Below are 23,644 nucleotides of genomic sequence, written 5' to 3'. Positions count from 1 at the left end.
GTCCTCGAGGGCGTCAACAACCGCATCAAGGTCATCAAACGCATGGCCTACGGATTCCGCGACTCAACCTATTTCTTCCTGAAGATCAAGGCCGCCTTCCCCGGAAAGGTGCGATGAACCAAAAAAATGGCACCCCGCACGAGTGCGGGATGCCGAATCTCCACTGAAGGAGAGGGAGGGAGCCGGTTGTGCCCCCGTCGCAGGGACGAGGGACGTTCATGCTGGGTGCCACGCGGCAACGAGCCGACGTGGCGCGGATGCGTCGTCAGGCAGCCTTGCGCGGAAAGCCGTTGGTGCGCAGCCAGTTCGCACGCATGGCGGTGACGAAATCCTCGAGGGCGATCAGCGGCAGGCGCAGCATGCGGCGCTGGCTCTGCACCAGCGGCGTCACGCGCGGCGCGCACAGCGTCGCCTTGTCTTCTTCGAGCAGGCGCTGGAAGTGGCTCATTGCGGCGCCCCAGTATTCGGAGTTGCCGACCCAGCCGGTTTCTTCGGTGGCCTCGCGCACGGCCTTGCGCCAGATCGCCTCTGCGCGTTCGATCGATACCCCTGCCTTGCGGGCGTACCAGGGAAGCAGTTTCGGTGTCTTCATTGTCAGTATTCCTCGGGTTGAATGTCACAAGCCGCGATTCCGAGCGCGCCTTCTGGGGCCGCCCCACAGTGCCGGAAGCGTGCAGCGAAATGGTCGCCGCAGCTTCGTTACGTCATTGATTCTACGTGGCCTTTGTCCGCCTGCCCGTGACCCGGGTCACCCCTGCTTCGCAAAATGCTGCGATGCACAAGACGAACCTTAATGCAGAAATTCTCGAAATTCAATAGCAGATTTCTGCAGTGCAACATTAGTACAACAATTCTACTATTTCTTTGGCCTGGGGTCACCTGCGCTACCGGTTTACAATGACGCCAAACAAGGAAAGCCAATGTCGAACCTGCTCGCCAACCTGAACCCCGAACAACTGCAGGCCGTGACACTGCCGCCGCAGCACGCGCTGATCCTGGCCGGCGCCGGGTCCGGCAAGACCCGCGTGTTGACCACGCGCATCGCCTGGCTGATCCAGTCCGGCCAGGTCGATCCGGCCGGCATTCTGGCGGTGACCTTCACCAACAAGGCGGCAAAGGAAATGCTCGCGCGGCTGTCCGCCATGCTGCCGGTGAGCACGCGCGGCATGTGGGTCGGCACCTTTCACGGCCTCGCCAATCGCCTGCTGCGCGCGCACCACCGCGATGCCGGGCTGCCGCAGCTGTTCCAGATCCTCGATTCAGCCGATCAACTGGCGGCGATCAAGCGCCTGCTGAAGACGCTGAATGTCGATGACGAGAAATTTCCGCCGCGCGAACTGCAGCATTTCATCAACGGCCAGAAGGAAGCCGGTAACCGGCCGCAGGCGGTCGAGGCATGGGACGACTACACCCGCCAGCGCGTGCAGCTCTATCAGGAGTACGAAGCCCAGTGCCAGCGCGAAGGGGTGGTGGACTTCGCCGAGCTGCTGCTGCGCAGCTACGAGCTGCTCGAGCGCAACGAACCGATCCGTCGCCACTACCAGCGCCGCTTCCGCCACATACTGGTGGACGAGTTCCAGGACACCAACCGCCTGCAATACCGTTGGCTGCGCCTGTTCGCCGATGAGGGGCGAGAGGGCGGGGCCGCGATGTTCTGCGTCGGTGACGACGACCAGAGCATCTACCGCTTCCGCGGCGCCGAGGTGGGCAACATGCGCGACTTCGAGCGCGAGTTCCGCGTCGCCAACGTGATCCGCCTGGAGCAGAACTACCGTTCACGCAGCAACATCCTGGACGCAGCCAACGCCATCATCCGCCACAACACCAACCGCCTCGGCAAGAACCTGTGGACCGATCAGGGCGCGGGCGAACCCATCCGCGTCTTCGAGGCCTTCTCCGACGGCGACGAGGCGCGCTGGATCGTCGACGAGGTGCAGTCGCTGGTGCGCGAAGGTGGGCTGCGCGCGGAAATCGCGCTGCTGTACCGCTCCAACGCGCAGTCGCGCGTGCTCGAGCACCAGCTCTTCTCGGCCGGTATCCCGTACCGCGTCTATGGCGGGCTGCGCTTCTTCGAGCGGCAGGAGATCAAGCATGCGCTGGCCTATCTGCGCCTGATCGCCAATCCGGACGACGACACCGCCTTCGCCCGGGTGGTCAACTTCCCGACGCGCGGCATCGGCGCGCGCTCGCTAGAGGTGCTCAGTGATGCCGCGCGGACATACAACACCAGCCTCTACGCCACGGTGCCCCATCTCACCGGCAAGGCGGGCACCTCGCTGGGCCAGTTCGTGCGCCTGGTGGAGGATATGCGCCGCGACACCGCGCGGCTGCCGCTGCCCGAGCTGGTCGACCACGTGCTGGACTTGAGTGGCCTGCGGGCGCACTACAAGGCGGAAAAGGAGGGCCGCGAGCGGCTGGAAAACCTGGACGAGCTCCTGAATGCCGCGGCCAACTTCGTCGCCGAATCCCAGGCTGACGAGGAGGCCCTCGCGCAGCCGCACCCGCTGCTGGCTGATTTCCTCGCCCACGCTTCGTTGGAGGCAGGTGACCACCAGGCCGACCAGGGGGCGGATGCGGTGCAGTTGATGACGGTGCATTCGGCCAAGGGCCTGGAGTTCAACGTGGTGTTCCTGTCCGGGCTCGAGGAGGGGCTGTTTCCGCACGAGAACAGCATCCTCGAGACCGACGGACTGGAGGAGGAGCGCCGGCTGATGTATGTGGCGGTGACGCGGGCGCGCGAGCGGCTGTACCTGTCCTTCGCGCAGAGCCGCATGCTGCATGGCCAGACGCGCTATAACCTGCGTTCGCGCTTCCTTGAAGAGATCCCGTCCGAGCTGACGAAGTGGCTCACGCCGCCCAATCCGCGCTCGGCGGCGGGCGGGGCGATGGGCGGCATGGGGGGCGGTTATTTCAAGCCTTCAACCGCGCCCGCGGTGCAGCGTGCGCCGCGTCCCGCCTTCGCTCAACTGCCCAACGGCCTGCGCATCGGGCAGTCGGTGAGCCATGCAAAGTTCGGCCAGGGGGTGATCGTGGCCGCCGAGGGGAGCGGGTCGGATGCCAAGGTGCAGATCAACTTCGGGCCGGCCGGGGTGAAGTGGCTGTTGCTGGCGGTGGCGAAGCTGGAAGCGGCCTGATCACGCCCCGTACTTGCGCGCCAGCGTGTCGTGCAGCGCGACGAATTCCTGCGACAGCTTGTGCTTGGGGTCGAGGTGGATCATGGGTTTCGCCTGCTCATGTGATTCCTTGACCTTCACCGACGCCGACAGGTAGGGCTCCAGCACGGGCAGGCCTTCGGCGACCAGCTCCTGCACTACCTTGGCCGGCAGGCTGGCGCGTGGCTGGAACTGGTTCACCACGATGCCTTCCACTTCGAGGTGGCGGTTGTGGTCGGACTTGATCTCCTGCACGTTCTCCAGCAGTGAATACAGCGCGCGGCGGGAGAATTCGTCGCAGTCGAACGGAATCAGGCAGGTGTCGGCGGCGATCAGCGCCGAGCGGGTGTAGAAGTTCAGCGCCGGCGGAGTGTCGATGAACACCACGTCGTAGTCGTCGGCAAGCTCGTTCAACGCATCGCGCAGCTTGTAGATCTTGTAGCGCGACTCCAGCTTGCCCTGCAGCTCCTCGAGCTGCGGGTGCGAGGGCATCACGTGCAGGCCTTCGAAGGGGGTGGCGACGATGAAATCGGCCGTGGCGCGCGGATTCAGGCGGAAGTTCAGCGTCTGATCGAAGAAGTCGGCCAGCGTCGTGTCCAGTTCGTCGCTGCCCGCGCCGAGCAGGTATTGCGTCGAATTGCCCTGCGGATCGAGGTCCACCACCAGCGTGCGCTTCCCCTGGTGCGCGCTGATTGCCGCCAGGTTGCAGGTGATGGTGGATTTGCCCACCCCGCCTTTCTGATTGAACACCACTCGCCGCATTTTCGATCCCCTCTGTTCGGTGGCCGGCATTCTGCCAAAAACGCGGCGTGATCGGGGTTTTCCCGACTTTGCAACGGGTGAAACGCGCTTCCGCGCATCAGCGGCGCGCTCTGACAAATGCCCGTGCGCTGCGCTAAACTCCGCCGGCGTCACTCTCGCGGATGGGCGAATCCATTCGCGCCGGATTCCGTCCAGCAGCCAGGCAATGCCCCGGGGCGGTCCGGTCGCGGTCACGCCGCAGTCGCCGCGCTCCGTCGCGCCATCTGCATTCGCAACCGACAACAACCAACATACCTCACCGTTCCAAGAGGGGAGAACACATGGATCAGGATTTCATCGCCGCTGCGCTGGACTATCACCGTTCGCCGACGCGCGGCAAGATTTCGGTCGTCCCGACCAAGAGCCTCACCAACCAGCGCGACCTTGCCCTGGCCTATTCGCCCGGCGTGGCTGCCGCCTGCGACGCCATCGTCGAGGAGCCGACGCAGGCGCGCGAATTCACCAGCCGCGGCAACCTCGTTGCGGTGGTCACCAACGGCACCGCGGTGCTGGGCCTGGGCAACATCGGCCCGCTGGCGGCCAAGCCGGTGATGGAAGGCAAGGGTTGCCTGTTCAAGAAGTTCGCCAATATCGATGTGTTCGACATCGAGATCGCCGAGAACGACCCCGACAAGCTGATCGAGATCATCGCCTCGCTCGAGCCCACGCTCGGTGGGATCAACCTCGAGGACATCAAGGCGCCCGAGTGCTTCTACATCGAGAAGAAGCTGCGCGAGCGCATGAAAATCCCGGTGTTCCACGACGACCAGCACGGCACTGCGATCATCTCGGCGGCCGGCCTGATCAACGGCCTGAAGGTTGTCGGCAAGGACATCGACAAGGTCAAGCTGGTGTGCTCCGGCGCCGGCGCGGCGGCCATTGCGTGCCTGGACATGATGGTGAGCGTCGGTCTCAAGCGCGAAAACGTCTTCGTGTGCGATTCCAAGGGCGTGATCTACGAAGGCCGCGAGTCCAACATGGAGCCGACCAAGGCACGCTATGCCCAGCGCACCGCCGGTCGCACGCTGGCCGACGTGATCGAGGGCGCCGACGTCTTCCTCGGCCTGTCGACCGCCGGCGTGCTCAAGCCCGAGATGGTGGCGAAGATGGCCGACAAGCCGCTGATCTTCGCGCTCGCCAATCCGAACCCTGAGATCCTGCCGGCCGACGCCAAGGCGGTGCGCCCGGACTGCATCATCGCCACCGGCCGTTCGGACTTTCCGAACCAGGTCAACAACGTGCTGTGCTTCCCGTTCATCTTCCGCGGCGCACTCGACGTCGGCGCGACGACGATCAACGAGGAGATGAAGCTTGCTTGCGTGAAGGCGATCGCCGAGCTGGCGCAGGCCGAGCAGAGCGACATCGTCGCCTCGGCCTATGGTGGCGCCGACCTCAGCTTCGGCCCCGAGTACATCATCCCCAAGCCCTTCGACCCGCGCCTGATCGTGAAGATCGCACCGGCGGTGGCGAAAGCGGCGATGGACTCCGGCGTGGCGACCGAGCCGATCCAGGATTTCGACGCCTACGTCAGCAGCCTCAACAACTTCGTCTACCAGTCCGGCATCGTCATGAAGCCGGTGTTCGCGGCTGCCAAGCGCGTGCCCGACGGCCAGAAGCGCGTGATCTACGCGGAAGGCGAGGATGAGCGTGTGCTGCACGCCGCGCGCGTGGCGATCGACGAAGGCCTGGCGCGCCCCATCCTGATCGGCCGCCCGAGCGTCATCGAGATGCGAATCAAGAAGATCGGTCTCACGCTGGTGCCCGAACGCGACTTCGACATCGTCAATCCCGAGTCCGATCCACGCTACCGCGAGCTGTGGGGCGAGTATCACCGCATGATGTGCCGCGACGGCGTCACGCCCGAGCTGGCCAAGGCCAAGATGCGACGCGACACCACGCTGATCGGCGCCATGCTGCTGCGCCGTGGCGATGCCGACGCGCTGGTGTGCGGTACCTTCGGTACCTACGAATACCACTTGCGTCAGGTGCGCAACGTGATCGGCCTGAAGCCGGGCGCCAAGCTGTTCGCCGCGATGAACATGCTGCTGCTGTCCAAGCGCATGCTGGTCGTCACCGACACCTATGTGAACGAGAATCCGAGCGCGGAGGAAGTGGCCGAGATCGCGCGCATGGCGGCGGAGGAATTGCGCCGCTTTGGTATCGAGCCGCGCGTCGCGCTGCTGTCGCACTCAAACTTCGGCAGCTCGGCTTCCGCCTCGGCGCGAAAGATGCGCGAGGCCAGCGCCATCCTGCGGCGCATCGCACCGGATATCGTGTCCGACGGTGAGATGCACGGTGACGCCGCACTGTCGCCCGATATCCGCTCGCAGGTGAATCCGGAGACGACCCTCAGCGGCGAGGCCAACCTGCTGGTCATGCCGAACCTCGATGCGGCGAACATCTCGTTCAACCTGATGAAGGTGGCCAACGGCGATGGCGTGACGGTCGGCCCCATGCTGCTGGGCGCGGCGCAGCCGGTTCACATCCTCACGCCATCGGCGACGGTGCGCCGGCTGGTCAACATCACCGCGCTGGCGGTGGTCGATGCCAGCGAGGGGCGCGGCGCGGCTTCGCGCTGATGCCCTTGTCGCCTCGGCAAGGAGGGGCTGCTGAAAGGAAGTTTCACGTTTCGCGCCAGGAACAGCCGCTACGATAGCGGCTGTTTTTTCTGGAGGCTTCCAAATGGTCCATCGACGGGTCCATCGACGGCGGATGCATGCAATGGCGCGGGGCGTCCTGCTCGCCGGTGCGCTCACCCTGCCTTTGCCCGCGGCGGCCGCAGGCTGGTTGCTTGCTTCTCCGGACCCGCGCGTGGCGCCCGGCGAAGCGTTTTCGGTGATCGTCGTCGGCCTGCCCGGCGGTGCACCGCTGCCCGAGCGCCTGCCGGCGCAGGTGGAACTACCCGATGGCGGGCCGCGCATCGCGCTGGAACTCGTCGCTGTCGGGCCGGCCGAATCCGGCCAGCGCCGCTATGCAGGGCAGTGGCCGCGCGAGGTGATCGGTGTCGCTACGCTGACGCTGACCGAGGCGCCGTCGGCGCGCATGCTCGTCGACGCCGGCGCCGCCAGCCGCACGCCGACGACCACCGCCCAGGCCGGCACGCTCGACCCGATGGCGCCTGTCGCCCGTCAGGGCGCCTCGTCCGAGGCGGCGCAGCCCAGCGCGCTGGGCTTCAATGAGCCGATGTACTTCCTCGTCGGTGGCCACGACCCGCGCTCGGCGCGCTTCCAGTTCAGCTTCCGTTACCGCATCTTCGATGACCAGGGCGTGGTCGCCGAGACCTTCCCGGTGGCGCGCGGCCTGTATTTCGGCTTCACCCAGACTTCCTTGTGGGATCTGTCTTCGGATTCCAAGCCTTTCCGCGACACGAGCTTCCGGCCCTCGCTGTTCTACCGCTGGATGTTGTCCAACCCGGAAGGCGGCGGGTGGGTGTCGCTCTCCGGCGGCTACGAGCACGAATCGAACGGCAGGGACGGTGCCAATTCGCGCAGCATCGACACGCTGTTCCTGCGCGCAGAAGCGCGCTACTACTTCGATCTTGGCGACGGCCGCACCTATCTCGGCATCGCGCCCAAGGTTTGGACCTACCTCGACAAGAAGGACAACCCCGACATCGCCAGCTACCGCGGCTACGGCGAGCTCGGCATGCGCCTGGGGCGGGACGACGGGCTGATGCTGACGACGCTGCTGCGCCGCGGAACCGAGGACAAGAACAGCACCCAGTTCGACCTGTCGTATCCCTTGCGCCAGAGCGTGTTCTCGGGTGTCGGCGCGTTCCTGCATCTGCAATACTTCAACGGTTACGGCGAAACCCTGCTCGACTACAAGGCGCCGCGTTCCTCGCAATTGCGGCTCGGTTTTTCGCTCGTCCGCTAGGTCCCCATCACTTGAGTGGACGTCGCTCACAAGGAGAAATTCATGCCCCATGCCATCCGTATCCATCGCACCGGCGGCCCCGAAGTGCTGCAGTGGGATAGCGTCGAGGTGCCGCAGCCCAATGCCGGCGAGGCACGCGTGCGCCATCACGCGGTCGGCCTCAACTACATCGACACTTATCACCGCAGCGGCCTCTATCCGGTGCCGCTGCCATCCGGTCTCGGCCAGGAGGCAGCCGGCGTGGTCGAGGCGGTGGGCGCGGGTGTCACCGAAGTGAAGGTCGGAGACAGGGTCGCCTACGCGACCTCTCCGCTCGGCGCCTACACCGAAGTGCGAAACGTCGCGGCTTCCATCCTCGTGCCGCTGCCCGATGCCATCTCCTTCGAGCAGGGCGCGGCGGTGATGATGCAGGGCCTCACCGCGCAATACCTGCTGCGTCGCACCTACCGCGTGCAGCCGGGGGACGCAATCCTGATCCACGCCGCGGCCGGCGGCGTGGGAACCATCGTCTGCCAGTGGGCGAAGGCGCTGGGGGCCACCGTGATCGGCACCGTCAGCTCGGAGCACAAGGCAGACATCGCCTGCGCGCACGGTTGCGACCATGCGATCATCTACACGCGAGAGAATTTCGCCGAGCGGGTGCGCGAGATCACCGGTGGCGCGGGCGTGCCAGTGGTGTACGATTCCATCGGCAAGGACACCTTCATGGATTCGCTCGCCTGCCTGCGCCCGCTCGGCCTCATGGTGAGTTTCGGCAACGCCTCGGGTGCGGTGCCGCCGGTGGACATCGGTGTCCTGGCGCGCATGGGCTCGCTGTACCTGACGCGTCCGACGCTGTTCACCTACGCCGCGAAGCGCGAGGACCTGCTGGCGATGGCGGCCGAACTGTTCGATGTCGTCGCCGCAGGCAAGGTGAAGATCGAGATCGGGCAGTGCTATCCGCTGCGCGATGCCGCGCAGGCCCATATCGACCTCGAGGCGCGCCGCACGATCGGCTCCACCGTGCTGCTGCCCTGACCTCGGCAGCGAAGGCCCTCGCGTCCGACGGGCGCGAGGGTGTTGCCGAGGGCAAGGGAGCAGCGCTCGGGTAAAATCCACATCATGAATCCAGCAGCCCCATCCGCGGCCGAGCCGCGTCTCGTGCCCAGCGCCCCGCGCTTCGTTCACCTCCGCCTCCATTCCGAATACTCGATCACCGACGGCATCGTCCAGATCGACCAGGCCATCTCTGCAGCCGCCGCCGACGGTATGCCGGCGCTCGGCATCGCCGACCTCGCCAACCTGTTCGGCATGGTCAAGTTCTACAAGGGCGCGCGCGGCGCCGGGGTGAAGCCGGTCATCGGCGTCGACGCCTGGATCCAGAACGAGGCCGAGCGCGACAAGCCCCACCGGGTGCTGCTGATCTGCAGGAACCGCGCGGGCTATGGCCAGTTGTGCGAGCTGCTGACGCGGGCCTACCTCGACAACAAGTACCGCGGCCGCGCCGAGATGCGCCGCGAGTGGTTCGAAGACGGCGCCGCGAGCGAGTTGCTGTGCCTGTCGGGCGCGATGAGCGGCGACATCGGCGCCGCGATCGCCGCGGGTAATGTCGAGCTCGCCGGCCAGCTCGCCGCCGACTGGGCGCGGCTGTTTCCGGACGCGTTCTACATCGAGATCCAGCGTGCGGGTCATCCCGGCACCGAGAGCTACATCCGCCACGCGCTGGACATCGCCGGGCGTCTCGGCCTGCCGGTGGTGGCGACGCACCCGGTGCAGTTCCTCAAGCGCGAAGACTTCAAGGCCCACGAGGCGCGGGTGTGCATCGCGCAGGGCTACGTGCTCGCCGACAAGCGCCGGCCGCGCGATTTCACCGAGGAGCAGTACCTCAAGAGCCAGGCAGAGATGTGCGAGCTCTTCGCCGACATCCCCGAGGCGCTGGAGAACGCGGTCGAGATCGCGCGCCGCTGCTCGCTGACGGTGCAGCTCGGCAAGAACTTCCTGCCGCTGTTCCCGACGCCCGAAGGCATGACGCTGGACGACTACCTGGTGGCGGAGGCGAAGGCCGGGCTGGAGAAGCGCCTCGCACAGCTCTACCCGCACCCCGACGAGCGCGAGAAACAGCGTCCGCGCTACGAGGAACGGCTGAAATTCGAGACCGACACCATCATCCAGATGGGATTCCCGGGCTACTTCCTGATCGTGGCGGACTTCATCCGCTGGGGGAAGCGCAATGGCGTGCCGGTAGGTCCGGGCCGCGGTTCCGGCGCGGGTTCGCTGGTGGCGTATTCGCTGGAGATCACCGACCTCGATCCGCTGGAATACGCGCTGCTGTTCGAGCGCTTCCTGAACCCGGAGCGGGTGTCGATGCCCGACTTCGACATCGACTTCTGCCAGGACAACCGCTACCGCGTCATCGAGTACGTGCGCGAGCGCTACGGCAAGGACGCGGTGAGCCAGATTGCCACCTTCGGCACCATGGCCTCGAAGGCGGTGGTGCGCGACGTCGGCCGCGTGCTCGATCTGCCCTATGGCCTGTGCGACCGCCTGTCCAAGCTGATCCCGATCGAAGGCGCCAAGCCGGTGTCGCTCGCCAAGGCCTACGAGATGGAGCCGCAGATCGGCGAGATGATGGCCGATGGCAATGACGGCGAGTCGGTGCGGGACCTGTGGAGCCTGGCGCAGCCGCTGGAGGGTCTCTCCCGCAACGTTGGCATGCACGCCGGCGGCGTGCTGATCGCGCCGGGCAAGCTCACCGACTTCTGTCCGCTCTACATCGCCGACGGTGACGACGCCACGCCGGTGTCGCAGTTCGACAAGGACGACGTGGAAGCCGTCGGTCTGGTGAAGTTCGACTTCCTGGGGCTACGCAACCTCACCATCATCGAGCTCGCGCTCGACTACGTGCAGCGCCTCGAAGGTGAGCGTATCGACTTGATGAGCCTCGGCTTCGAGGACCCCGCCGCCTACCAGATCCTGAAGGACGCGAACACCACGGCGATCTTCCAGGTCGAATCGGACGGCATGAAGAAGCTGCTGAAAAAGCTCGCGCCCGACCGCTTCGAGGACATCATCGCGGTGCTCGCGCTGTACCGCCCCGGGCCGCTCGGCTCGGGCATGGTGGACGACTTCATCCTGCGCAAGAAGGGCCAGCAGGAGATCGACTACTTCCACCCCGACCTGAAAGCCTGCCTGGAGCCGACCTACGGCGTGATCGTGTATCAGGAACAGGTGATGCAGATCTCGCAGATCATCGGCGGCTACACCCTGGGCGGCGCCGACATGCTGCGCCGCGCGATGGGCAAGAAGAAAGCCGACGAGATGGCCAAGCACCGCGCCACCATCGCCGACGGCGCGAAGCAGAAGGGCTACGATCCGGCGCTGGCCGAGCAGCTCTTCGACCTGATGACCAAATTCGCGGAGTACGGCTTCAACAAGTCGCACACCGCAGCCTATGCGGTCGTCACCTACCACACCGCCTGGCTGAAGGCGCACCACTGCGCGGCCTTCATGGCGGCGACGATGTCGTCGGACCTCGACAACACCGACACCGTCAAGATCTTATACGAGGACACGGTCGCCAACGGCGTCGCGGTGCTGCCGCCGGATGTGAACGAATCCGATTACCGCTTCGTGCCGGTTGACCGCAAGACCATCCGCTACGGCCTGGGCGCGGTGAAGGGCGTGGGCGAGCCGGCGGTGCGGGCGATCCTCGCTGCGCGGGAGAAGGGTGGAAACTTCCGCGACCTGTTCGATTTCTGCGAGCGGGTGGACCGGCGCATGGTCAATCGCCGCGTCATCGAGGCGCTGATCCGCGCCGGTGCGACGGACACGCTGGACGGCCACAAGGGGCTGGACCGCGCGCAGTTGATGGCGACCGTGGCGCTGGCGATGGAAGCCGCCGAGCAGGCGGCGGCCAACGCGATGCAGGGCGGCCTGTTCGACATGCTGCCCGAGGCCGCCGGTGCGGCGCCCGAGTTTGCGAAGATCCGGCCATGGACCGAGCGCGAGCGCCTGAAGGAAGAGAAGCTCGCGATCGGCTTCTTCCTCTCCGGCCATCCCTTCAACGCCTTCAAGGGCGAAGTGCGCCGCTTCGTGCGCCGCCCGCTGGCGCAGCTCGAAGCTTCGCGCGACATCACCATGCTCGCCGGCGTGGTGATGGAGCAGCGCACCAAGGTCGGCAACCGCGGCAAGATGGCCTTCGTGCTGCTCGACGACGGCACGCAGCCGCGCGAGGTCACGGTGTATTCCGAAGTGCTCGAGGCGAACCGCGGCAAGATCGTCACCGACGAAGTGCTGGTGGTGGAAGCCAAGGTCAGCAATGACGAATTCTCCGGGGGGCTCCGCATCATCGCGGACCGGCTGCTGACGCTGGGCGAGGCGCGCAGCCGCTTCGCGCGCGCGCTGCAATTGCGTATCAACGGCGAGGTGGGCGCCAGTGGCGGGCCGGCAGCAGCGGCGGGCAAGCTGCAGACCTTGCTCGAACCCTTCCGTGAAGGCGGCTGCCCGATTCGCGTCAATTACCGCAATGCCGCCGCCGAGGCCGAGCTGCCGTTCGGCGACGGCTGGCGCGTGCGGCCGGACGATGCGCTGCTTGAAAGCCTGCGCGCGTGGCTGCCGCCTGAGTCGGTCGAGGTTGTGTATCCAGCCTGAAGCTCAGGCCGTCGGCCGCTGTTCAAAGCCGGCAACGGCTTCCTCGACGACTTCGACGGTGATGTCGATGCGGGTGACCTCGGCCTTGGGCGGGCCTTCGCAGGCCCACGCCACGAAGGCCTCCACGGCGTCCGGTGGACCGATGACGAGCGCCTCGACACTGCCGTCCAGCCGGTTGCGCACCCAGCCGCGCAAGCCAAGCCGCTGGGCCTCTGCCTTTGCGCTGGCGCGGTACCACACGCCCTGGACGCGGCCGTGGATGGCAAGGCGGCGGGCGACGACGTCGGGCAGGCCGGCGACGGGACGGTCGCCATCAGGCATAGGCGACCTCCGGATCCCTGCCGCTGCGCCACTGCGCCTTCAGCAAGGCGTCGGTGAGGTTGGCGGCCACGTTTCCTTCACCAAGCTGGTCGACGAAGCCCGAACGCTCCACCAGCGATCCGGGCTGCGCGTTCAGGCCGCACAGGATGAGGTAGGCGCCGCGCTTCTGCAGGTTGCGGTGCAAGGTCTGCAGGATATCCAGCCCGGTGGTGTCGATGTTGATGACCTTGTCCATGTCGAGGATGACCACATCCGGGTGGCCGTGTTCCATCAGCAGCAGGTTCTCGAGCTTGTTCGCCGCGCCGAAGAACAGGCTGCCGAACATCTCGTAGGCCAGGATGCGCGGGCTGCCGTCCTCGCGCGTCAGTGCCTCGACACCGTAGTGGTCTTCCAGCGGGATGCGCTCGATGCGCGTCAGGTCCGACATGCGGTAGATGAAGAACAGGCTGGATAGCGCCATGCCCAGCTCCACCGCCAGCGTCAGGTCGAATACCACGGTGACGAAGAAGGTGCCGAGCAGGATGGTGCGGTAGTTCAGCGAGTAGCGCGCGAGTTCCGACGGTGCGAAGGCGTGCCATTCGCCCATGTTGATCGACACGATGACGACGATGGCCGACAGCGTGGCGAGCGGGATGTTGCTGGCGAGCGGCGCAAGCGCCAGCACGATGGCCAGCAGGATGCCGGCATGCACCATGCCGGCGACAGGCGTGCGCCCGCCGGTGCGAATGTTGGTCGCGGTGCGGGCAATGGCCCCGGTGGCGGCGAAACCGCCGAACAGCGGCGCGGCGAGGTTGGCGATGCCCTGCGCCATGAGCTCCTGGTTGGGGTCGTGGCGGTCCTCGATGAGGCTGTCCGCCACGCGCGCCGACAGCAGCGATTCGATCGCCCCCAGCAGCGCGATCGTGATGGCAGGCACGATCAGTTTGCCCAGGGTGCCCAGGCTCAAGGACGGCAGGCCGATGGCGGGCAGGTCGCGCGGGATGCCGCCAAAGCGGCTGCCGATGGTATCGACCGGAAAGGCGACCACGGCGTTCACCGCGGTCATGATGATCAGCACCGCGAGGGGGCCGGGCAGCCGCCGCATCCACGCGATCTTCGTCGCCGTGCGGTTCCAGCCGAGCAGAACCGCGAGGGACGCGACCGCCACGCCGACGGTGGGCAGGTCGATGGTCGGCAGGGCACCCCACAGGGCCGCCATCTTGGCGAAGAATTCGCCCGGCAGGCTGGCGATCTTCAGACCAAGGAAATCCTTGATCTGCGAGATGAAGATGACGACCGCGATGCCGTTAGTGAAGCCGATCACCACCGACAGAGGGATGAAGCGAATCATGTTGCCCAGCCGCAGCGCGCCCATCGCGAACAGCAGCACGCCCGACATCATCGTGGCGATGAGCAGGCTCTGCACGCCATGGTCGGCGACGATGGCGTAGATGATGGGGATGAAGGCGCCCGTCGGGCCGCCGATCTGCACCCGCGAGCCGCCGAGCAGGGAAATCAGCAAGCCGGCGACGATGGCCGTCCAGATGCCGGCGGTGGGCGACATGCCGCTGGCGATTGCGAACGCCATGGCCAGCGGCAGCGCAAGCACGCCGACGGTGATGCCGGCTGACAGGTCGTTGGTCAACGCCTGCCGGCCATAGCCGGGAAGCGTGTCCAGGAGCTTGGGACGGAAAGGAATTCTCATTGCTGTCTCCGCGGTGAACTTGAACAGGTCTGGCTGTAAAGCTCTCGCGTCGCCCCTTCGAGGCGACACTACGGAGACAGGCGCCCTCGTCCCGCGTGATGCAGGACCATCCAGCGTTTCGAGGGCGTCAGCGGCATGGGATCAGACCGTCACTTCACGCGCATGCCGGGCGTCGCGCCAGCGTCCGGCGACAGCAGGAAGAGACCGGCGGTTTGGCCCTCGGCGTCCGAGGCGGCCAGCACCATGCCTTCGCTCATGCCGAACTTCATCTTGCGCGGCGCCAGGTTGGCGACCATCACCGTAAGGCGTCCGACCAGGCTGGCCGGGTCGTAGGCCGACTTGATGCCGGCGAACACCTGGCGCGGCTTCGCGGCGCCGGCTTCGTCCGTCTCGCCGATGTCGAGCTGCAGCCGGATCAGCTTGTCCGCGCCGTCGACGTGCTCGGCATTGACGATCCTGGCAATGCGCAGCTCTACCTTGGTGAAGTCGTCGATCGAGATGTGTGCGGCTGCGGTTTCTGCAGACTGCGCCGCATGCTGCTGCTTCTCCGCGTGGCGCTGCTGCGAGCTGGCCGCCTTCGCATCTTTCGCCTCCTTGGCTGCGGGGGCTGCAGCCGGAGCGAGCGATTCGCGGTTGGCTTCGAGCAGGGCGTCGATCTGCTTGCGCTCGACGCGGGTCATCAGGTGGCTGTATGGCTGGATGGTGTGGCCGGTGGGCAGGGGGGCCCATTGCTCCTGCCAGCGTATCGCGGGAATCGCCAGGAAAGACTCGACCTGAGCCGCCAGCGCCGGCAGCACCGGCTTCAGATAGCAGGTGAGGTCGCGGAACATGGTCAGTGCGGTGCTGCACACCGCGTGCAGGCGGGCTTCCTGGCCTTCCTGCTTGGCCAGTTCCCACGGCTTGTGGTCATTGACGTATTGGTTGGCGATGTCCGCCAAGTGCATGATCTCGCGCAGTGCGCGTCCGTAGTCTCGCCCTTCATAGGCGAGGACGATGGTCTTGAAGGCTGAATGCCACTTCAGTTTGTAGTCCAGTTCGAAGGTTGCGTCGAATTCACCCAGCCTGCCATCGAAGCGCTTGCCGATGAAGCCCGCGCAGCGGCTGGCGATGTTCACGAACTTGCCGACCAGATCCGAATTGACCTTGGCGATCATGTCGTCGAGGTTGAGGTCAACGTCCTCCATGGTGCCGTTCGACTTGCCGGCGAAGTAGTAGCGCAGCCACTCGGGGTTGAGCTTCTGCGCGATGTAGGAGTGCGCGGTGATGAAGGTGCCGCGGCTCTTGCTCATCTTGGCGCCGTCGACGGTCAGGAAGCCATTCACGCACAACTGGCTCGGCGTGGCGTAGCCGGCGAACTTCAGCATCGCCGGCCAGAACAGGGCGTGGAAATAGAGGATGTCCTTGCCGATGAAGTGCACCATCTCGGTGCCCGCCGTGGCGGCGCGGACGGCGTCGGTGTAGTCCTCCACCACGATCGCCTCGCCCGCGGCGGCGCGCTTGTCGGCCAGGTTGCGGAAGCTGGCGAGGTAGCCGATGGGCGCATCCAGCCACACATAGAAGTACTTGCCCGGCGCGCCGGGGATCTCGAAGCCGAAGTAGGGCGCGTCGCGCGAGATGTCCCAGTCAGAGAGCTTGTTCTCGCCCTCTTCGCCCAGCCACTCCTTCATCTTGTTGGCAGCCTCCGCCTGCAGGCGGCGCTCGCCGGCGGCGTTGGTGCCGCGCGTCCATTCGCGCAGGAAGGCGACGGCGCGCTCGTCGGAGAGGCGGAAGAAGTAGTGCTCCGAAGTCTTCAGCACCGGCTTGGCGCCGGACACTGCCGAGTAGGGGTCCTTCAACTCGGTGGGGGCGTAGGCCGCGCCGCAGGCCTCGCAGTTGTCACCGTACTGGTCGGCCGCGCCGCACTTGGGGCATTCGCCCTTGATGAAGCGGTCGGGCAGGAACATCTCCTTGACCGGGTCGTAGTACTGCTCGATCGAGCGCGTGTCGATCAGGCCGCCGGTCTTGAGCTTGCCGTAAATGTCCTCAGCATAGAAACGGTTCTCGGTGCTATGCGTGGAGTGGTAGTTGTCGAACGCCACGCCGAAGGCGGTGAAGTCGCGCAGGTGCTCGCCATGCACGCGCTCGATGAGCTGCTCTGGCGTGAGGCCTTCCTTCTCGGCGCGCAGCATGACTGGCGTGCCATGGGTGTCGTCCGCGCACACGTAGTGCACCGAGTGGCCACGCATGCGCTGGAAGCGCACCCAGATGTCAGCCTGGATATAGCCCACGAGGTGGCCGAGGTGGATGTCGCCGTTGGCGTAGGGCAGGGCGTTGGTGACGAGGATCTTGCGGGGCATGTTGGGGGGCGCGCGAATCTGAAAACGTAATTTTAGCAAAGCGCGGCCTCGTGCCGCGCGTCAAAGCCGGTTTGGGCCCTCCGCGGGCAGGGTCAGGGCATCGGTCGCAGGATGATCTCGACGCGGCGATTGCGTGCGCGCCCCGCTTCGGTGGCGTTGCTCGTCAGCGGGTCGGCTTCGCCGCGACCGTCCGCGCTCAGCCGCGCGAGTGCAATGCCGCGATTGCGCAGGTACTCGGCCACCGCCTCGGCGCGCGCGATCGACAACTGCAAGTTGTACATCTCGCTGCCCTGGCTGTCGGTATGGCCGATGACCTGCACCGCCGCGCCGGGCTCCGACGCAAGGGTGGGGGCGAGCGCATCGAGCGTGTGCGCGAGCGGCGTACGCACCTCGACGCTGCCGGAAGCGAATCCGTCGGCCACCGGGATCTGCAGCCGCAGGCCATCGGCGCCCGCCTCGCCGATCTCGATGCTGGCGACGTTGCGCAGCGCGCCGGCGAGCTTGGCGCGCAACGACGACCAGTCCGGCGCCGGAGCGGAGCTTTGGGTGCGCGCCGAGTTGACGTTGTAGGCTGCGTCGGCACTGTTCCTCGGGGGCGTGGCGCAGGCGGCGAGGACGGAGGCGAGCAGGGCGGGGAAGATGAGGGTCTTGATTTTCATGGCGGAAATGGAAGCGGCGTGCCGCCAGGGCCGCAGTCGCGACCTGGCGGAGGATGTTCGGGCGGTGGCGCAGCGCGCCAAACATCGGCGTGCGCGGGAAACCATGATGGCGGCGCGGATGAGCGAAGCCCACGCCTCCGGTATGATCCTGCCGTTCGCCGCCGATGTGCGGCCGGCCCGATTATCGAGGAAAACGCGATGAGTCTTAACCAGGAATCCGTAACCGAAGCGCTCAAGTCGGTCATCGACCCGAATACCGGGAAGGATCTCGTTTCGTCCCGCTGCATCCGCAATCTGGTGGTGAGCGGCGCCGATGTGCGCTTCGACGTCGAACTCGGCTACCCCGCCCGCAGTCAGCACGAGCCGATGCGTGCCCTGCTGGCCGAAGCACTCGCGAAGCTGTCGGGCATCGGCAAGGTCGATATCAACGTCAGCAGCAAGGTCGTCGCGCATGCCGTGCAGCATGGCGTGAAGCTGCTGCCCGGCGTGCGCAACATCATCGCCGTGGCTTCGGGCAAGGGGGGCGTGGGCAAGAGCACCACGGCGGCCAATCTGGCGCTGGCGCTGGCGGCCGAAGGGGCGCGCGTCGGCCTCCTGGATGCGGACATCTATGGACCGTCGCAGCCGCAGATGCTGGGCATTGGCGATCAGCGGCCGGAGTCGCACGACGGCAAGACGATGGAGCCGTTGCAGGCCTATGGCCTGCAGGCGATGTCCATCGGCTTTCTGATCGAGCAGGATACGCCGATGGTCTGGCGCGGCCCGATGGCCACTCAGGCGTTGAACCAGTTGCTGAAGGATACGGCGTGGACGGATCTGGATTATCTCGTGATCGACATGCCGCCGGGCACCGGCGACATCCAGTTGACGCTGTCGCAGACGGTGCCGGTGACTGGCGCGGTGATCGTCACCACGCCGCAGGACATCGCCTTGCTCGACGCGCGCAAGGGCCTGAAGATGTTCGAAAAGGTCGGCGTGCCGATCCTCGGCGTGGTGGAGAACATGAGCATCCACATCTGTTCCAACTGCGGGCACGAGGAACACATCTTCGGCCAGGGCGGCGGCGAGAAGATGTGCGCCGAGTACAAGATTCCCTTCCTCGGTGCGCTGCCGCTCGACATCCAGATCCGCGAGCAGGCCGATGGCGGCGCGCCCACCGTGGTGTCCGATCCTGACGGGCGCATCGCCGCCATCTACAAGCAGATCGCGCGCAAGGTGGCGGTGCGCATCGCCGAAAAGGCGAAGGACATGACGCACAAGTTCCCGAACATCGTCATCCAGAACACCTGATCGGGCCCGGGCATCGCGTTGATCGCGCGGTGCCCGCGGTGGCCTTTGCGTGCGGCCTCGCTTCGCCTAAACTAGCGCGTTTTTCGTCTCTGGCCGACGGGCCGCACAGGAATTCGCGCAGATGTCCATCAAGTCCGACAAGTGGATCCGCCGCATGGCGGAGCAGGAAGGCATGATCGAGCCGTTCGCGCCGGAACTCGTGCGCAGCAACGACAGCGGCCGCATCGTGTCCTACGGTACGTCGAGCTATGGCTACGACGTGCGCGTGGCCAACGAATTCAAGATCTTCACCAACATCAACTCGACCATCGTCGACCCGAAGGATTTCGACGCGCGCAACTTCGTCGATTTCACCGGCGACGTGTGCATCATCCCGCCCAACTCCTTCGCGCTGGCGCGCACCGTCGAATACTTCCGCATCCCGCGCAGCGTTCTGACGGTGTGCCTGGGCAAGAGCACTTACGCGCGCTGCGGCATCATCGTCAACGTGACGCCGCTCGAGCCAGAGTGGGAAGGTCATGTGACGCTGGAGTTTTCCAACACCACGCCGCTGCCGGCCAAGATCTACGCCAACGAGGGTGTGGCGCAGATGCTCTTCTTCGAGTCCGACGAAGTCTGCGAGACGTCCTACCGCGACCGCGGCGGCAAGTATCTCGGCCAGACCGGGGTCACGTTGCCCAAGATCTGACGTCGATCACCGACGCGTACAGCAAACGAAGCATGGGGCCGGCCGCACGGCCCCTTGTTCATTTCTTCCGTAATTTTGGTAACACGCGGGCAATCCAGCGAGGGGTAACATTCGCGTTTTGGCCCCTCGCGCCGCGCTGGAGAAGATCAGGATGCGATTCCATTTCCCCATCATCATCATCGACGAGGATTTCCGCTCGGAGAACGCGTCCGGCCTGGGGATCCGCGCGCTGGCGAAAGCAATCGAGGACGAAGGCATCGAGGTCCTCGGCGTCACCAGTTACGGCGACCTGACTTCCTTCGCGCAGCAGCAGAGCCGTGGGTCGGCCTTCATCCTGTCGATCGACGACGAGGAATTCTCCTCGCCAGAGGCCGCCAACAAGGCGATCGCGGACCTGCGAGCCTTCGTGCAGGAGATCCGCTTCCGCAACGCGGAGATCCCGATCTTCCTGCACGGCGAGACGCGCACCACCCGTCACATCCCCAACGACGTGCTGCGCGAGATGCACGGCTTCATCCACATGTTCGAGGACACGCCGGAGTTCATCGCGCGTTACGTCGTGCGTGAGGCGAAGAACTACCTCGAGTCGCTGCCGCCGCCGTTCTTCCGCGCACTGACGCACTATGCCGCCGACGGCTCGTATTCGTGGCACTGCCCGGGGCACTCGGGCGGCGTGGCCTTCCTGAAGAGCCCGGTGGGTCAGATGTTCCACCAGTTCTTCGGTGAAAACATGCTGCGTGCCGACGTGTGCAACGCGGTCGAGGAACTGGGCCAACTGCTCGACCACACCGGTCCGGTGGCGGCGAGCGAGCGCAACGCGGCGCGCATCTTCAATTGCGACCACCTGTACTTCGTCACCAACGGAACATCGACGTCGAACAAGATGGTGTGGCACACCACCGTGGCACCGGGCGACATCGTCGTCGTCGACCGCAACTGCCACAAGTCCATCCTCCATTCGATCATCATGACCGGGGCGATCCCGGTGTTCCTGACGCCGACGCGGAACCACTACGGCATCATCGGGCCGATCCCGATCGAGGAGTTCTCGATGGAGAACATCCGCAAGAAGATCGAGGCGAATCCGTTCGCGCGCGAGGCGAGGAACAAGAAGCCGCGCATCCTGACGATCACACAGTCGACCTACGACGGCGTCGTCTACAACGTCGAGACGATCAAGGAAATGCTCGACGGCGAGATCGATACGCTGCATTTTGACGAAGCCTGGCTGCCGCATGCCGCCTTCCACGACTTCTACGGCGACTACCACGCCATCGGTGAGGATCGTCCGCGCTGCCGCGAGTCGATGGTCTTCTCTACGCAGTCCACCCACAAGCTGCTCGCCGGCCTGTCGCAGGCCTCGCAGATCCTCGTGCAGGATTCGCAGACGCGCAAGCTCGACCGCGACATCTTCAACGAAGCCTACCTGATGCACACCTCGACTTCGCCGCAGTACGCGATCATCGCGTCCTGCGACGTCGCCGCGGCGATGATGGAGGCGCCGGGCGGCACGGCGCTGGTCAACGAGTCGCTTTCCGAGGCGGTCGAGTTCCGTCGCGCAATGCGCAAGGTCGATGCCGATTTCGGCGAGGCTGACTGGTGGTTCCAGGTCTGGGGCCCGGAATACCTTGCCGAGGAGGGCCTCGGCGAGCGCGAGGACTGGATGCTGAAGGCGGGCGACCGCTGGCACGGTTTCGGCAATCTGGCCGAGGGCTTCAACATTCTCGACCCGATCAAGGCCACGATCATCACGCCGGGCCTCAACATGGATGGTGATTTTGCCGAGCACAACGGTATTCCCGCGGCCATTGTCACCCGCTACCTGGCCGAGCATGGCGTGATCGTCGAGAAGACCGGCCTGTACTCCTTCTTCATCATGTTCACGATCGGCATCACCAAGGGCCGCTGGAACACGATGGTGACCGAGCTGCAGCAGTTCAAGGACGATTACGACCGCAACCAGCCGCTATGGCGGGTGATGCCGGAGTTCATCGCGAAGCAGCCGCGCTACGAGAAAGTCGGCCTGAAGGACCTGTGTGACCAGATTCACAGCTTCTACAAGGCCCACGACATCGCACGCCTGACGACCGAGATGTATCTTTCGGACATGGTGCCGGCGATGAAACCGGCCGATGCCTTCGCCAAGATGGCGCATCGCGAGATCGAGCGGGTCGGCATCGACGACCTGGAAGGCCGTGTGACCGCGATGCTGGTGACGCCGTATCCGCCGGGAATCCCGCTGTTGATTCCTGGTGAGCGGTTCAACGCCACCATCGTCCGCTACCTGCGCTTCGCCCGGGATTTCAATGCGCGCTTCCCCGGCTTCGAGACGGACATCCATGGACTGGTGAAGACCGAGGACGGCCGCTATCACGTCGATTGCGTGGCTGACAACTGAGCCTTTCGACGCCGTCTGCCGATGACGAAGGTGAATGACGAAGGGCCGCCAGCAGCGGCCTTCGTCATCTTTTGACCAAGCCGCGGTTCTTCAGGCCGAGCCCTGCCGGCGGTACTCCACGAAGTCGAAATCGTGCTCGTTGTCGGCATCCGCTTCGTGGGGTTCGCGGCGTTCCTCGATGAATTGTGTGTTGTCGATCGGGGGGAGGTGGGCATCTCCGTCCACGTCGGCCCACACTTCTGTGAGCATCAGCCGGTCGGCGAGGGGCAGGATCAGCCGATACACCTCCGCGCCGCCGATCACGAAGACCTTCTCGTGTTCGCCGACGGCGGCAAGGGCGGCATCGGCGCTCGGAAAAACCTCGGCCCCCTCGGCGCGGAATTCGGAGCTGCGGCTGATGACCATGTTGCGTCGTCCGGGCAACGGACGCCCGAGTGACTCCCAGGTCTTGCGGCCCATCAGCAGCGGGTGCCCGAGCGTGACAGCGCGGAAATGCTGCAAGTCGGCCCTCAGGCGCCAGGGCAGCGCGTTGTCGCGGCCGATCACGCCGTTTCTTGCAACTGCCGCGATGAGAATGACTTCCGGGCGTCGCGCGCTCATATCGCCACCGGTGCCTTGATATGCGGATGAGGGTCGTACCCCTCGAGCGTGAAGTCCTCGAAGCAGAAGGCGAACAGATCCTTCACCTCTGGATTGACGCGCATCTTCGGCAAGGGCCGAGGTTCGCGCGACAACTGTTCCCTGGCCTGCTCCAGGTGGTTCAGGTACAGGTGGCAGTCACCTCCTGTCCAGATGAAATCGCCGGGCTCGAAGTCGCAGACCTGCGCGATCATCAGCGTCAGTAGTGCGTATGACGCAATATTGAAGGGCACGCCGAGAAAAATGTCGGCGCTGCGCTGATACAGTTGGCACGAAAGTCGGCCATTGGCGACGTAAAACTGGAAGAGCGCATGGCAGGGAGGTAGCGCCATGCTGTCGATTTCAGAAGGGTTCCACGCGGACACCATGTGACGGCGGGAGTCCGGATTCTTGCGCAGTCCTTCGATCAGGCGCGCAATCTGGTCCACCTTTGAGCCGTTTGCACCTTCCCAACGGCGCCATTGCTTGCCGTAAACCGGCCCCAGGTCACCATTCGCATCGGCCCACTCGTCCCAGATCGTCACGTTGTTCTCGTGCAGGTAGCGAATGTTGGTGTCGCCCCGCAGGAACCACAGAAGTTCGTGGATGATCGATCGGGTATGCAGCTTCTTGGTGGTCAGCAGGGGAAAGCCGTCCCCGAGCCGGAAGCGCATCTGCCATCCGAAAACGGAAATCGTGCCTGTCCCGGTGCGATCCGTCTTCTGGTCGCCGTGCTCGAGCACGTGCCGCATCAGGTCCAGATATTGTTTCATGGGTTCGGCCCGGCAAAAGTCCTGATTCTACATCGACGTGTTGATCGCAAGTTTCGCCTCCCCTAAAGGCGGCGATGTCCCTCCGCCGTTTCGGGAGCGTGCGTGCTGATTCCGCGGATGCGTCATCGGTGTTGACTCGCCCCGGATCGTCTTTATAATGCGCCCCTCTTTGAGCGCTGCGGTGGTTTTGGCCGGTGCGGTGCTGGGGGAAGCGGGAGGCGAGGAGTCTGTGTTGCGGGTCTGGTGGAGTTGGAGCCGGATTAGAAAGCGCGGCGCGGGGGGTTGACGAGTAGTTCTGAGTTGATCATAATTTCGTTTCTCTGCTGCAGCGATGCAGCGGTTCTTTAAAAAGTTGAACAACCGATAAGTGTGGGTGCTTGGTTGTTGCGGCGAAGTCGTTTCGGCGGCTTTTGGTTTCG

Annotated in this window: 18 protein-coding genes; 10 read left to right on the top strand and 8 right to left on the bottom strand. The window is 65.2% G+C overall.

All coding sequences use genetic code 11. The features are described from left to right. Positions 1 to 117 (top strand): transposase (locus GH664_RS21295; RefSeq protein WP_194270300.1); only part of this gene is annotated, 117 nt, incomplete at its 5' end. A 148-nt stretch (positions 118 to 265) separates the two neighbouring features. Here GH664_RS21295 and GH664_RS21290 read toward each other — a convergent pair. Beyond that, on the bottom strand, positions 266 to 592 hold the full coding sequence (locus GH664_RS21290; RefSeq protein WP_153170127.1) for a hypothetical protein: 327 nt from the start codon (positions 590 to 592) through the stop codon (positions 266 to 268). Positions 593 to 920: 328 nt separating this feature from the next. Between GH664_RS21290 and GH664_RS21285 the strand changes: the two genes are divergently transcribed. After that, on the top strand, positions 921 to 3,134 hold the full coding sequence (locus tag GH664_RS21285) for a UvrD-helicase domain-containing protein (protein ID WP_153170126.1): 2,214 nt from the start codon (positions 921 to 923) through the stop codon (positions 3,132 to 3,134). On the opposite strand, the gene GH664_RS21280 is transcribed toward GH664_RS21285, so the two are convergent. Beyond that, on the bottom strand, positions 3,135 to 3,914 hold the full coding sequence (locus tag GH664_RS21280) for a ParA family protein (protein WP_153170125.1): 780 nt from the start codon (positions 3,912 to 3,914) through the stop codon (positions 3,135 to 3,137). Positions 3,915 to 4,234: 320 nt separating this feature from the next. Between GH664_RS21280 and GH664_RS21275 the strand changes: the two genes are divergently transcribed. The 4 genes from GH664_RS21275 to dnaE all read left to right on the top strand — a co-directional run bounded on the left by GH664_RS21275 (position 4,235) and on the right by dnaE (position 12,458). Next, positions 4,235 to 6,532, top strand: coding sequence for an NADP-dependent malic enzyme (locus GH664_RS21275; protein WP_153170124.1), 2,298 nt, complete (start codon positions 4,235 to 4,237; stop codon positions 6,530 to 6,532). A 142-nt stretch (positions 6,533 to 6,674) separates the two neighbouring features. Continuing rightward, positions 6,675 to 7,829, top strand: a complete 1,155-nt coding sequence (locus GH664_RS21270; RefSeq protein ID WP_228111656.1) for a phospholipase A — start codon at positions 6,675 to 6,677, stop codon at positions 7,827 to 7,829. A gap of 42 nt (positions 7,830 to 7,871) precedes the next feature. Next, complete coding sequence (locus tag GH664_RS21265) at positions 7,872 to 8,846, top strand: quinone oxidoreductase (RefSeq protein WP_153170123.1); 975 nt, start codon at positions 7,872 to 7,874, stop codon at positions 8,844 to 8,846. 84 nt (positions 8,847 to 8,930) lie between these two features. Continuing rightward, positions 8,931 to 12,458, top strand: a complete 3,528-nt coding sequence (gene dnaE / locus GH664_RS21260; RefSeq protein WP_153170122.1) for a DNA polymerase III subunit alpha — start codon at positions 8,931 to 8,933, stop codon at positions 12,456 to 12,458. A gap of 3 nt (positions 12,459 to 12,461) precedes the next feature. Here the strand turns inward: dnaE and GH664_RS21255 are convergent, their stop codons facing one another. The 4 genes from GH664_RS21255 to GH664_RS21240 all read right to left on the bottom strand — a co-directional run bounded on the left by GH664_RS21255 (position 12,462) and on the right by GH664_RS21240 (position 17,458). After that, positions 12,462 to 12,779: an acylphosphatase gene (locus GH664_RS21255; protein WP_153170121.1), complete on the bottom strand. Its 318-nt coding sequence runs from the start codon at positions 12,777 to 12,779 to the stop codon at positions 12,462 to 12,464. Next, the gene (locus GH664_RS21250) at positions 12,772 to 14,463 is read right to left on the bottom strand and encodes a SulP family inorganic anion transporter (RefSeq protein ID WP_153170120.1); all 1,692 of its coding nucleotides are present in this window, start codon (positions 14,461 to 14,463) and stop codon (positions 12,772 to 12,774) included. Before GH664_RS21250 ends, GH664_RS21255 begins: the two co-directional genes overlap by 8 nt. Positions 14,464 to 14,612: 149 nt before the next feature. Continuing rightward, positions 14,613 to 16,799 (bottom strand): methionine--tRNA ligase, encoded by a 2,187-nt coding sequence (metG, locus tag GH664_RS21245; RefSeq protein ID WP_153170119.1) that lies wholly within the window; start codon positions 16,797 to 16,799, stop codon positions 14,613 to 14,615. 92 nt (positions 16,800 to 16,891) lie between these two features. Beyond that, positions 16,892 to 17,458 carry an OmpA family protein gene (locus tag GH664_RS21240; RefSeq protein WP_153170118.1) on the bottom strand — a complete coding sequence of 189 codons (567 nt, stop codon included), beginning with the start codon at positions 17,456 to 17,458 and terminating at the stop codon, positions 16,892 to 16,894. On the opposite strand from GH664_RS21240, the gene GH664_RS21235 reads away from it, so the two are divergent. The 4 genes from GH664_RS21235 to GH664_RS21220 all read left to right on the top strand — a co-directional run bounded on the left by GH664_RS21235 (position 17,457) and on the right by GH664_RS21220 (position 21,834). Continuing rightward, positions 17,457 to 17,660, top strand: a complete 204-nt coding sequence (locus tag GH664_RS21235; RefSeq protein WP_153170117.1) for a hypothetical protein — start codon at positions 17,457 to 17,459, stop codon at positions 17,658 to 17,660. The two genes, GH664_RS21240 and GH664_RS21235, sit on opposite strands and share 2 nt — an antisense overlap. Further along, positions 17,657 to 18,748: an iron-sulfur cluster carrier protein ApbC gene (gene apbC, locus GH664_RS21230; RefSeq protein ID WP_153170116.1), complete on the top strand. Its 1,092-nt coding sequence runs from the start codon at positions 17,657 to 17,659 to the stop codon at positions 18,746 to 18,748. The genes GH664_RS21235 and apbC overlap by 4 nt, the downstream gene beginning before the upstream one ends. 121 nt (positions 18,749 to 18,869) lie before the next feature. After that, positions 18,870 to 19,436, top strand: a complete 567-nt coding sequence (gene dcd / locus GH664_RS21225) for a dCTP deaminase (RefSeq protein WP_153170115.1) — start codon at positions 18,870 to 18,872, stop codon at positions 19,434 to 19,436. A gap of 151 nt (positions 19,437 to 19,587) precedes the next feature. Next, positions 19,588 to 21,834 (top strand): arginine/lysine/ornithine decarboxylase, encoded by a 2,247-nt coding sequence (locus GH664_RS21220; RefSeq protein WP_153170114.1) that lies wholly within the window; start codon positions 19,588 to 19,590, stop codon positions 21,832 to 21,834. 90 nt (positions 21,835 to 21,924) lie between these two features. Here the strand turns inward: GH664_RS21220 and GH664_RS21215 are convergent, their stop codons facing one another. Together GH664_RS21215 and GH664_RS21210 are read right to left on the bottom strand one after the other, a co-directional pair. Continuing rightward, entirely contained in the window at positions 21,925 to 22,434 is a 510-nt protein-coding gene (locus GH664_RS21215; RefSeq protein WP_153170113.1) for a dihydrofolate reductase, read from the bottom strand. Then, a complete protein-coding gene (locus GH664_RS21210) occupies positions 22,431 to 23,225 on the bottom strand; it encodes a thymidylate synthase (RefSeq protein WP_153170112.1) in 795 nt (264 codons plus the stop codon). The genes GH664_RS21215 and GH664_RS21210 overlap by 4 nt, the downstream gene beginning before the upstream one ends. Positions 23,226 to 23,644 lie beyond the last annotated feature (419 nt).

The sequence above is a fragment of the Thauera sp. 2A1 genome (genome assembly GCF_009469595.2).
In the GTDB taxonomy this organism is placed as follows: Bacteria; Pseudomonadota; Gammaproteobacteria; order Burkholderiales; family Rhodocyclaceae; genus Thauera.
Note: the sequence above shows the minus strand (reverse complement) of the source record. Positions and strands in the feature narration are given on the sequence as shown.